Raw genomic sequence first — 10,498 nt, 5'->3', positions numbered from 1 at the left:
CATGCCTGATTCGTTTTTTTCCGAGTTGTATCACGATACTGAAGCTCTGAACTGGGATCCGGTTGATCAGGTGCGTGCGCGTGCCCGGCGGCGGACCCGGCAGACCCGTCTTGTTGCTGGTTTGGCGAGTGTGGTCGCTGTCGCCGTGGTCGCTAGCGGTGCGGTGGCCCTGGCTGAGGGCCGGGAGCCGGTACCGCCGGCACCACCCGCGACGAACAGCCCCTCACCCAGCCTTTCGCCCAGCCCCAGCAGTAGCCCGACGCCCTCCCTTTCGCCCTCGCCGAGCACGGTCCCGCCGAGCACGGTCCCACCGAGCACGGTCCCGCCGAGCACGGTCCCGCCGAGCGAATCGCCGGAGACCACCGATCAACCGACCCTCGACCCGCCGTCACCGGATGTTCCGGCCACGGCCATGCTTCGTACCGAAGATCTCCCGACCGGCTTCCGGGCAGCGGGCGACGATCTGGACGGCGACTGGTCTTTTCATGCGGTGACCAGCTACACCTGCGAGGAAGATGGACAGAGCTGGCCAGGGGAGAAGGCGTTCCGGGGAGCTGTCTTTTACAAGGGGACCGAAGGCACGGTGATCGAGCGCGTGGAGCGGCATTCGGAGGAAGGCGCGAAGACCACGATGGGGAACGTTCGGCGGGAGGTGGACGGCTGTACGCCCCTGAATCCGGACAGCAGCGAGGGGATGGAGGTCTTCGCCTCCGGCCTCGCGGGTGACGAGTCGTTGCTGGTTGGTCGGATCGGCGAGAAGGCGACGTCCCGCTGGCTCTTCGTGCGCCAGGGCGAACTGGTGGCCCAGGTGTGGCTCAAGGGCGTTGATCCGGTCGAGGATCAGCGTATCGCGGAGCGCACAGCCGCACGGCTCTGCGCCGGCACCGACGCCTGCTGAGCTGGACTGTGGGCCAGGGCCCTTCCGCAGCGGAGGGGCCCTGGCCATGGTCTCTGCCCCTGGTCGTCGTGATGGATTGACGCGATGGCCGTCTCTCAGCTACCAAACCTGCCCAGCACGGGCAGGTCGCACACTACTTCGGCGGGCGCAGCCGGTCGGCCGTGACCAGGTCGGCCTTCCACTGTGGCACTGATTGGCGGGTCTTCCGCAACCGTCGTGGTTTGTGGCGGGTGATAGTGGCGGAGTTGAGAGGGGTGGAGCGTAGTGGATGCGGAAGACGGTTTCGCGGAGTTTTACCGCAGCACGCGACATCGGGTTGTCACGGTGCTTTATGCGCTGGGTGGTGATCTGGGTGAGGCGCAGGATGCTGCGCAGGAGGCGTATGTGCGGGCTTGGCAGCGTTGGTCGAAGATCAGCACGTACGACGATCCGGAGGCGTGGGTGCGGACTGTTGGGCACCGGCGGTTGGTGAATCGTTGGCGCAAGATTCGTAATGGAATTTCTGCGTATCGCCGGCATGGTGTCGGTGCGGCCGCTGGGCCTCCGTCGGAGAACACTGTGGCGTTGGTAGCTGCGTTGCGGCAGTTGCCGAGTGAGCAGCGGGAGGCGGTTGTCTTGCATCATCTGGTGGATCTGTCTGTTGCTGAGATTGCTGATCAGACGGGTGCGCCGACGGGCACTGTCAAGGCTCGTCTTGCTCGTGGGCGCAAAGCCCTTGCTGTTCTTCTTGACACCTCGTTTCCGGAGGAGGTCAATCATGCCTGATTCGTTTTTTGCCGAGTTGTATCACGATACTGAAGCTCTGAACTGGGATCCGGTTGATCAGGTGCGTGCGCGTGCCCGGCGGCGGACCCGGCAGACCCGTCTTGTTGCTGGTTTGGCGAGTGTGGTCGCTGTCGCCGTGGTCGCTAGCGGTGCGGTGGCCCTGGCTGAGGGCCGGGAGCCGGTACCGCCGGCACCACCCGCGACGAACAGCTCCTTGGCGTCGCCGGGTATTCCGACCGCAGCCATGCTCCGCTACGAGGATCTTGTGGGGGTTTTCGGTCCGACGCTTATCGAACCGGGCATTGCCTGGTATTTCGATATGGAGACCAGCCGCACCTGCGAGGGCGACGAACAGAGTTGGCCAGAGGCGAATGCGTTCCGGGAGGATGGTTTCATCCAGACTTATGATTACTATTTGTTCGAGCGTGTGGAAAGGCATTCGGAGGAGGCCGCGAAGACCATGATGGAAAACGTTCGGCGGGAGGTGGCCGGCTGTAAGCCCCGAGACCCGGACAGCAGCAAGGGGATGGAGGTCTTCGCCTCGGACCTCGCGGGGGACGAGTCGTTGCTGGTTGGTCGGACCGGCGACCTGACGTCCCGTTGGCTCTTCGTGCGACAGGGCGAACTGGTGGCCCAGGTGGGCATCAAAGGCATTGATCCGGCCGAGGACCAGCGTATCGCGGAGCGCACCGCCGCCCGGCTCTGCGCCAGTATCGACGCCGCCTGTTGAATGATGCTTTCCGGTCCCGGGCTTCTCCCTTCCGGAGGGGCCCGGGCCGGACGGCTCCGATCCCGGACGAGATCAGGTGTGGTGGCGAAGCCTTGCCTGCTGGCCACTCTGGATGACAGCCAGCACACCCGCGTTTCGGCCCAGTGCAGGCGGATGCGGTTTACGGCGCTCTATCGCAGGGCTTCGGGGGCGTGCAGCCGGAGCATCGTGGCACCGACATCGGTCGGGACGTGGCGGCGCGTGGCCGTTGACACCGCCACCATAACGGTGAAGGCGAGCGGGACCGTCCAGGCGGCTGGCTGCGCGAGGAGGGTGGCCGGCCATCCGGCCAGCGGGGGGCCGAGCACGGTCACGAGTACCGCCGCGGCCGCGGCGCCCCCACCGGCGAGCACCCCGACGGCGGCGCCGCGGGCGGTCAGCCCCCGCCACCAGATGCCCAGCACCAGCAGTGGGCAGAAGCTCGAGGCGGCCACCGCGAACGCCAACCCCACCACCTGTGACACCTCCAGCCCGGAGACGTTGAGCGCGAACACCGTGGGCACGCTGCCGGCGAGCACGGTGGCGAGTCGGAACCCGCGTACCGAGCCACGGCCCAGCACATCCGTGGAGATCACTCCGGCGACACTGGTGAGCAGGCCGGAGGAGGTGGAGAGGAAGGCCGCGAACGCGCCGGCGGCGACCAGCGCGGCGAGCAGCCGGCCGGTGGTCCCCGTACCCAAAGCCGCGCCGGGCAGGAGCAGCACCACCGCGTCGGTCTCCCCGGTGAGCAGCAGGTGCGGGGTGTAGATCCGGCCGAGTGCCCCGTAGACGGTCGGCAGCAGGTAGAAGGCGCCGACCAGGGCCAGGACCACCAGGGTGGTGCGGCGGGCGGCGGCGCCGTCCGGGTTGGTGTAGAAGCGCGCCAGCACGTGCGGTAGGCCCATTGTGCCGAGGAAGGTGGCGAGGATCAGCGAGTAGGTGGTGAAGAGGCCCTGGTCGTCGGCTTCGGTGCTGGGCAGCAACCAGTCGGCCGGGTCGATGGCGACTCCGGTCACCGCGGGCACCGGTTGCCCGGCGGCGAAGGTCAGCTCGTCGCCGGGGCGTACCTGCCGCAGCTGGCCGTCGGGGAGGGTGAGGGTGGCGGGATGTTCGACCACGACGGTGGTCGCGGTGCGGAAGGTCGGACCCTCCACTGGGGTCACCGCCGGGCGGGCGTCGGCCTGCCACTGCAACACCAGGAAGATCGCCGGTACGGCGAGAGCGGTCAGCTTTAGCCAGTATTGAAACGCCTGGACGAAGGTGATCGCGCGCATGCCGCCGAGCGCCACGTTCGCGGTGACCACCGCCGCGACCAGGAGGGCGCCCAGCGGGTAGGGCGAGCCGGTCAACGTGGCCATGGTCAGTCCGGCGCCCTGCAGCTGGGGGACGAGGTAGAGCCAACCAATGAAGATCACGAACGCGGTGGCAAGGGTACGCAGCCGCCGGGAGCCCAGCCGGAGCTCACAGAAGTCGGGCAGGGTGAACGCCCCGGAGCGGCGCAGCGGCGCGGCGACGAAGAGCAGCAGCGCCAGGTATCCGGCGGCGAAGCCGACCGGGTACCAGAGCACGTCCACGCCGTGCTTGAGGATCAGACCGGCGATGCCGAGGAAGCTCGCCGCGGACAGGTACTCCCCGCCGATCGCGGCGGCGTTCCAGGTTGGGCTGACCGCCCGGGACGCCACCAGGAAGTCCGAGGTGGTGCGGGCGAGGCGCAGGCCGTAGAAGCCGATGCCGACGGTGATCAGGGTGACCGCGACGATCGCCGGAGCGACGTAGCCGTTGCCCACACTCAGCGCTCCGGCCGCTGGATCAGGTCGGTGAAGTCCTGCTCGTTGCGTTCGGCCAGGCGCACGTACGCCCAGCCAACCAGGACCAGGAACGGGAAGGAGAGCCCGCCGAGCAGCACCCACGGCAGGTGTACCCCGAGCACGGTGATCCGGCCGACCGACGGCGCGATGGCGAACAGCCACGGCAGGCCGCCGAGCCCGACGGCCACCACCAGCCAGAGCCGCAACGCCAGGGAGAGTTGCGCCCGGACCAGGCCGCGGACCAGCGCTTCGCCGACCCGGGTCTGCTCGGCGAGTTCGGTGCGGGGGTGTTCGATGCGGGGGTGCTCGCTGTCGGACTCGCGCCGGACCACATCGGCGAGCACGATGCGGGTCCGCGCGGAAACGCGGTCATCGGCGGCGACCACTCCGGCAGTCTCGCTCGATTCCGGGGAAAGTCAAGCGCTGCCCTGCTGGCCGGTGAAGCATCGCACCGCCCTGTGGATAACTTGTGGAGAAGTGGTCCTTGCTGTGGATAACCGCGGCTACGACCGCTCTGACCTGCGGCGGGAGCTGTGGACCGGCGCGGGCGAAGACGCCGGGATGGGGCAGGCGGGCGCTACGATCCCGCCGTGCTGCTCCCCCTCGTTGCCGCTGTCGCCGGTGCTGGCTGGGGGCTGTTGCTGCCCGGGTTGATTGACCGATACGCGGTCGACTGGCCGACCGGTCGGCCCCGGCCGGCCTGGCGGAGCGCCTGCCCGGCCTGCGCCGGCGCACGGCCACCCTGGTGGCGGGGACCCCGGCGGTGCCCGGACTGTCGTCGCCCACTCACCCCGGGATGGGCGGTCACCGTGCCCCTCACCGCCGCCGTCACCGGCATCGTGGGGGCCGGAGTCGGAGCCGGCTGGGCGTTGCCGGCGTTTCTGCTGCTCGCTGCCCTCGCGGTGCCACTGGCCGTGGTAGACCTACGGGTGCTGCGGCTGCCCGACCCGTTGGTGGGGGTCGCCGCCGGCGGTGGGCTGGCGTTACTGCTGCTCGCTGCGGTGGCCGACCCGGCGTTCCCGGCGCTGGGCCGGGCCCTGCTCGCCGCCGTACTCTGCGGGTTTGGCTACCTGGCGCTCACCCTGCTGCCCCGGTCCCCACTCGGTTTCGGCGACGTAAAGCTCGGTGCGGCGCTCGGGCTCTACCTCGGTTGGCTGGGGTGGCCGACCGTGGTCACCGGGGTTCTGCTCGCTCCGTTGGTCAACCTTCCGCTGGTCGGCGTCCTGCTGGTGACCGGTCGGGCCGGCCGGCGAACCCCCATCCCGTACGGGCCGGCGCTGCTCGGGGCGGCGATGCTTGCGATGGTGCGCTAGCCGGTCAGCGGGCCCAGTCCTGTTTAGCCGCCCGGATCAGCTTCTCCTTCAGCTCGCGGGTGTGCCGCCGACTGACCGGTAGCTCGGTCGAGTCGACCACCACCACGTAGCCGGAGTTCACCAGCCGCAGCTCGGCGATGAGCCGCAACTGGACCAGGTAGGAGCGGTGGATTCGGACGAAGCCGGCGTCAGCCCACCGCTCGGCGAGGGTCGCCAAGGAGACCCGGACCAGGTGGGAATCGTCGGTGGTGTGCAGTCGTACGTAGTCACCCTGCGCCTCCACCCAGCGCACCGCCGACCGGGGCAGCATCCGGGTCGTCCCGGCCAGCTCGACCGGGATCGTCGGGTCCTCTTCCCGTGCCGGCGCCGCCGGCTGTGGAGACACCCGCCGCGCTCCGATCACCCGGCGCAGCGACTCGGCCAACCGTTGCGCCCGGACCGGTTTGCGGACGTAGTCCGTCGCACCCAGGTCGAACGCGTCCACCGCGCCGTCGTCGTAGGCGGTGACGAAGACAATGGCCGGTGGCCGGGCGAAGCGGCGGAGCACCCGGGCCAGCTCCACACCGTCCAGCCCCGGCATCCGGATGTCCAGGAAGACCACGTCCACGTCGTCATCGCGGAGTACCCGCAACGCCTCGGTGGCGTCACCGGCGGTGTGTAGTCGGGCGACTCGTGGATCGACTCGCAGGTGGTAGGCCAGCTCGTCGAGGGCCGGTGGCTCATCGTCAACCGCCAGGACCCGGAGGAACCCGGTCACGAGCCGGCCCGTACGCCAGGATGGAACTTCGGCACCCGCATGCTCACCCGCGTCCCCAAGCCGAGGCCGGTCTCCACCACCAGGCCGAACTCGTCCCCGAAAACCGCCCGAAGTCGTTCGTCAACGTTGGACAGACCCACCTGTCCGCCCGGCGCACCCACCGAAGCGCTTCCGGCGGTGGCCAGTTCGGCGATACCGGCGGTAAGCGTGGCCGGATCCATCCCCACCCCGTCGTCCTCCACCGTGATGTGGCACTCGGTGCCCGCGTCCCGGGCCTCGATGCTCACCATGCCCGTGCCGGGCTTACCGGACAACCCGTGTCGGACCGCGTTCTCGACCAGTGGTTGCAGGCAGAGGAAGGGCAGGGTCACCGGCAGTACCTCGGGGGCGACCTGGAGCCGCACCTGGAGCCGGTCGCCGAACCGGGCCCGCTCGATGGTCAGGTAGTGGTCGATCGATCGGAGCTCCTCGGCGAGGGTGGTGAACTCGCCGTGCGCCCGAAACGAGTAGCGGGTGAACTCGGCGAATTCGAGGATCAACTCCCGGGCTCGGTCCGGGTCGGTGCGGACGAAGGATCCGATCGCCGTCAGCGCGTTGTAGATGAAGTGTGGGCTGATCTGTGCCCGCAGCGCGCGGACCTCGGCGCGGGCCAACCGCTCTCGGGAGGAGTCCAGCTCGGCGAGGGCGAGTTGGGTACCGGCCCAGTGCGCGGTCTCCAGCGTCGCCTGAACCAGGCCAGGCGCGGGTGCCCCGTCCGCGATGGCCAGTAGTGCGCCGACAACCCGTCGGTCCGCGCCGGTCAACGGTGCGACGACGGCACCCCGGACCGGGCAGTCCACCCGGTCACAGGGCAGCTCCGCCGCCCCGAGCACGGTCGACCGGCCAGCCGCCGCGACCCGGCGGGCCGCCGCGACGAGCTGGGTCTGGTGGTGTGCGCCGGGCCCGTCAAGGGCGAGTAACGCCGCGGTGTCGGTCAGCGCCAACCCGACCGCCCCGACCAGGGCCCGGAGGTGGCGTACGGCCTTGGCGGCGTTCGCCGCGGTCAGCCCGGCGCGGAGCGGCACGGCGGCGAGTCCGGCGGTGTGCAGCACCTCGTAGGTGGCCCGTTGGGTGGCGGTGGCGATGGTGCGGTGGCCACGCGGGCGCAGCACCGCGACGAGGGTTGCCGCCAGCGCGGTCGCCAGTGCGACGACACCCACGACAGCGGAGAGGTTGCCACTCACGGAGTGCATCGTGGCCGTTGCCGCCGCTGCTGCCAAGGGGGCGGAGCCGGCCTCGGTGCGCCGACGTCAAGGGCGTCCGGTCCGACCGGATGGGAGGCCGTGCTTCCGGCTGCTGGCTAGGGCAGTACGTCGAAGTGCCGCAGGGCGCGGGCAAAGCCCTCCGGTACCGCGGTGGTGTGCCAGCCCAGTTGACTGCGGGCCCGGGAGGCGTCCGGTAGCGGGTGAGAGCGGAGGAAGTGCAGCTCGCCCGCGGCGAGCAGGGGCGGCCGGCGGGTGATGCGGGAGACGGCCTCCCCGGTGGTGGCCATCGCTTTCGCGAGGGCGGTGGGGATGGTGCGGGGGACCTTGGCCGTCGGCACCAACGTGTGGACCAGCTCGGCTATCGCGGTCAGGGTCAGGTAGCGGTCGGAGAGGATGAATCGGCTGCCGATCGGCGCTTCGGCCGCGAGGAGGTGTCCCCGGGCGACGTCCTCGGTGAAGACGACGGGCATGCCGCCCGGGGGCAGCGCGGGAATCTGATTACGGACCAGTCTGAGCAGCAGCAGGTTCAGCGCGGTGGCGGTCGCCGGACCGGGCCCGTAGACCCCGGACGGATGCAGGAACCGGGCTGGCAGGCCTCGCTCGACCGCCTCGGTCACGAGAACGTCGGCGCGCTGCTTGGAACGCTCGTAGGCCGTGCCGAGCGGCCGTTCCGCGATCCTTGACTCGTCGAACGGTCGGCCCGGGGCCTGGTCGAAAACGTCGATGGTGCTGGTGTAGACGAAGGTCGCCACACCCTCGGCGAGCGCGGCCTCGACCAGGTGCCGAGTGCCGCCGACGTTGACCCGCTCGAAGACGTCGGGATCGGCCAACCACTGCTCGGGGAGCCCGGCAGCGTGAAAGACGGTGTCACACCCGCTGATCGCGGACCGGACCGACGCCAGGTCGGTGACGTCCCCCCGGACCGCCTCCACGCCCTGAGGTAGGGCTGCCGTTGCTCGTTCCGGCGAACGGACCAGCGCCCGCACTCGCACGCCGCGGTCGGCGAGGTCCCGTACCAGAAGGCTACCCACGGTGCCGGTCGCTCCCGTGACAAGTACCTGCTCCATGCTGCCCCTCTGCTTCGCGAATGCCGCTCGTGCAGCGCAGCTGGGAGCCGCCTGCCATCCGAGCTGACCACCCCCGGACACTACTCGTCGGGCTAGTACGCGCCCTTCCGGGCGAGCACCACTCCGACCGTGCGCCACAGGATGCTCAGGTCGTACGCCAGCGACCAGTTGTCGACGTAGTAGAGGTCGAGGCGGACCGCCTCGTCCCAGGAGAGGTCGGAGCGGCCGGAGACCTGCCAGAGGCCGGTAATGCCGGGCTTGACCAGCAGCCGGCGGCGTACGTCGCCGAGGAAGTCACCGTCGTCGGCGGGCAGCGGGCGGGGCCCGACCAACGACATCTCCCCCTTCAGCACGTTGATCAGCTGGGGCAGCTCGTCCAGGGACGAGGCGCGCAGGAAGCGGCCCACCGGGAAGACCCTCGGGTCCCGCTTCATCTTGAACAGCATGCCGTCGGTCTCGTTCTGGTCAACCAGGCTGGCCAGCCGCTCCTCGGCATCCACGTACATGGTGCGGAACTTCCAGACCCGGAAGGTCCGCCCCTCGTGGCCCACCCGGGGTTGCCGGAAGAAGACCGGACCCGGGTCGGAGATCCGGATCGAGATCGCGATCGCGAGAAAGACCGGTAGCAGGATCAACAGGCCGAGCCCGGCAGCCACCCGGTCGAGCATGTTCTTCGCCAGCAGCGCCGGACCGGAGAGAGTCGGCTCCTCCACGTGCAGCAGCGGCAGACCCTCGATCGGCCGGATGTGCACGCGGGGCCCGGCGATGTCGGTCAACTGCGGGACCACCGCGAGGTCAACCCCGGAACCCTCGAGCTGCCAGGCCATGCGGCGCAGCTCGCCGGGCTCGGCGCTGGCCGACCCGCAGACCGCGATCGTGTCACCACCGACCTCACGAACCAGGGCGAGGAGGTCCCGCCCCGCGTAGACCGGGACCGGGGTCTCCACCCCCCGGGCGGCCGCGTAGCCGTCGGTGAGGTGGATGGCGACCGGCACCAGGCCGGCAGCCGGATTGCGGGTGACCTGGCGGTGGACCTCCAGACACTCGGGCAGGGTGCCCACCAGGACCATCCGGTGGCCGGCCCGGCCGGCGTTGCGCCGGATCACGTGCAGCACAAATCGGACCAGGATCCGGACCAGCAGGATCAGTAGCAGGGCGAGGAGCAGCGCGGTGCCGACCGAATATCGGGACAGGTCAGTCTTGGTGGCGAACGCCAGGAAGGAGACCGTCGCGCAGACCGCCACGCCGGCGCGGAGGACCCGCTTGAACTCATCCGGGCCGAGGCCCAGGTAACGCCGATCGTAGGAGCCGTTGAACCAGAGGATGGCGACCCAGCCGAGCGGCAGCAGCACGCAGGCCACGGTGTAGAACCAGGTCGGGTCGTCGTAGAACCCGGCCCGCGACTGGTCGAAGGCGCGGATGGCGGTGAAGCTCGCGAAGGCGGCGGCGGCGAAGTCCAGCAGAACCAGGATCGCGGTGTAGGGGCGGTGCCAACGGGAGACCCGGCGGTGGCTGCGGGACCAGGCCGACCGAGGCACGCCGTTGTGGGACGGTGGCGTCGTCGGCTGGATCTCGAAGCTGTCAACGTGCCGCACGGTTCTGCTCCGGCCTCCGTTGGTTACCGGGCGCTGGAGGCTTGTCGTCACCTCATCCATGTCCTCCCGCAGGACGCGGACTGCTCACGCGGAGTGAGGGTCCGTGTCGTCCACCGCTTCAGTCTCCCATGCGTCACCCGGACCCGAGCGCGGACCGGTAGGACCTCGCTTCAGGGCTGTGCCGGTTGGCAGCTGGCCGGCTCCGGACCTTTACAGAAGCCGGGACCGGGCCACTATACCGATGGATGGCCGTTGGAGTAGAACCCCAATCCCGACGTTCGTCGCGCCCGGGCAGAATATTCA

General features: G+C 69.8%; 11 protein-coding genes. 4 read left to right on the top strand and 7 right to left on the bottom strand.

The features are described 5' to 3' along the window. Nucleotides 1–66: 66 nt before the first annotated feature. Complete coding sequence (locus tag SALPAC4_RS28420; RefSeq protein WP_019870112.1) at nucleotides 67–363, bottom strand: hypothetical protein; 297 nt, start codon at nucleotides 361–363, stop codon at nucleotides 67–69. 49 nt (nucleotides 364–412) lie between these two features. Between SALPAC4_RS28420 and SALPAC4_RS28415 the strand changes: the two genes are divergently transcribed. The 3 genes from SALPAC4_RS28415 (at nucleotide 413) to SALPAC4_RS0109400 (ending at nucleotide 2,393) form a co-directional block, all read left to right on the top strand. Beyond that, nucleotides 413–898, top strand: coding sequence for a hypothetical protein (locus SALPAC4_RS28415; RefSeq protein ID WP_019870111.1), 486 nt, complete (start codon nucleotides 413–415; stop codon nucleotides 896–898). A 264-nt stretch (nucleotides 899–1,162) separates the two neighbouring features. After that, on the top strand, nucleotides 1,163–1,663 hold the full coding sequence (locus tag SALPAC4_RS26375; protein WP_080640875.1) for a SigE family RNA polymerase sigma factor: 501 nt from the start codon (nucleotides 1,163–1,165) through the stop codon (nucleotides 1,661–1,663). Then, on the top strand, nucleotides 1,656–2,393 hold the full coding sequence (locus tag SALPAC4_RS0109400; protein ID WP_029127502.1) for a hypothetical protein: 738 nt from the start codon (nucleotides 1,656–1,658) through the stop codon (nucleotides 2,391–2,393). The genes SALPAC4_RS26375 and SALPAC4_RS0109400 overlap by 8 nt, the downstream gene beginning before the upstream one ends. A 170-nt stretch (nucleotides 2,394–2,563) precedes the next feature. On the opposite strand, the gene SALPAC4_RS0109395 is transcribed toward SALPAC4_RS0109400, so the two are convergent. Both SALPAC4_RS0109395 and SALPAC4_RS0109390 read right to left on the bottom strand, forming a co-directional pair. Next, nucleotides 2,564–4,198 carry a sodium/solute symporter gene (locus SALPAC4_RS0109395; protein WP_019870109.1) on the bottom strand — a complete coding sequence of 545 codons (1,635 nt, stop codon included), beginning with the start codon at nucleotides 4,196–4,198 and terminating at the stop codon, nucleotides 2,564–2,566. A 2-nt stretch (nucleotides 4,199–4,200) separates the two neighbouring features. After that, nucleotides 4,201–4,605 carry a hypothetical protein gene (locus SALPAC4_RS0109390; RefSeq protein ID WP_019870108.1) on the bottom strand — a complete coding sequence of 135 codons (405 nt, stop codon included), beginning with the start codon at nucleotides 4,603–4,605 and terminating at the stop codon, nucleotides 4,201–4,203. A gap of 204 nt (nucleotides 4,606–4,809) precedes the next feature. Between SALPAC4_RS0109390 and SALPAC4_RS0109385 the strand changes: the two genes are divergently transcribed. Continuing rightward, nucleotides 4,810–5,532, top strand: a complete 723-nt coding sequence (locus tag SALPAC4_RS0109385; RefSeq protein ID WP_019870107.1) for a prepilin peptidase — start codon at nucleotides 4,810–4,812, stop codon at nucleotides 5,530–5,532. Between the two features lie 4 nt (nucleotides 5,533–5,536). Here the strand turns inward: SALPAC4_RS0109385 and SALPAC4_RS0109380 are convergent, their stop codons facing one another. The 4 genes from SALPAC4_RS0109380 to SALPAC4_RS0109365 all read right to left on the bottom strand — a co-directional run bounded on the left by SALPAC4_RS0109380 (nucleotide 5,537) and on the right by SALPAC4_RS0109365 (nucleotide 10,255). Next, nucleotides 5,537–6,289 (bottom strand): LytR/AlgR family response regulator transcription factor, encoded by a 753-nt coding sequence (locus tag SALPAC4_RS0109380; RefSeq protein ID WP_019870106.1) that lies wholly within the window; start codon nucleotides 6,287–6,289, stop codon nucleotides 5,537–5,539. After that, nucleotides 6,286–7,512 carry a sensor histidine kinase gene (locus tag SALPAC4_RS0109375; protein ID WP_027645064.1) on the bottom strand — a complete coding sequence of 409 codons (1,227 nt, stop codon included), beginning with the start codon at nucleotides 7,510–7,512 and terminating at the stop codon, nucleotides 6,286–6,288. Before SALPAC4_RS0109375 ends, SALPAC4_RS0109380 begins: the two co-directional genes overlap by 4 nt. A 116-nt stretch (nucleotides 7,513–7,628) precedes the next feature. Beyond that, a complete protein-coding gene (locus SALPAC4_RS0109370) occupies nucleotides 7,629–8,600 on the bottom strand; it encodes an NAD-dependent epimerase/dehydratase family protein (RefSeq protein WP_019870104.1) in 972 nt (323 codons plus the stop codon). A gap of 92 nt (nucleotides 8,601–8,692) precedes the next feature. Beyond that, a complete protein-coding gene (locus SALPAC4_RS0109365) occupies nucleotides 8,693–10,255 on the bottom strand; it encodes a sugar transferase (RefSeq protein WP_027645065.1) in 1,563 nt (520 codons plus the stop codon). Nucleotides 10,256–10,498 lie beyond the last annotated feature (243 nt).

Origin of the sequence: Salinispora oceanensis (assembly GCF_000383575.1) — a bacterium.
Classification (GTDB): Bacteria; Actinomycetota; Actinomycetes; order Mycobacteriales; family Micromonosporaceae; genus Micromonospora; species Micromonospora oceanensis.
This window is presented reverse-complemented; position numbering and strand designations above follow the sequence as displayed.

Excerpts from the sequence above, each read along its gene's own strand:
- SALPAC4_RS0109365 (WP_027645065.1), bottom strand. The coding sequence starts at position 10,255 with ATGGATGAGGTGACGACAAGCCTCCAGCGCCCGGTAACCAACGGAGGC.
- SALPAC4_RS0109370 (WP_019870104.1), bottom strand. The coding sequence starts at position 8,600 with ATGGAGCAGGTACTTGTCACGGGAGCGACCGGCACCGTGGGTAGCCTT.
- SALPAC4_RS28415 (WP_019870111.1), top strand. The coding sequence starts at position 413 with ATGCTTCGTACCGAAGATCTCCCGACCGGCTTCCGGGCAGCGGGCGAC.
- SALPAC4_RS0109400 (WP_029127502.1), top strand. The coding sequence starts at position 1,656 with ATGCCTGATTCGTTTTTTGCCGAGTTGTATCACGATACTGAAGCTCTG.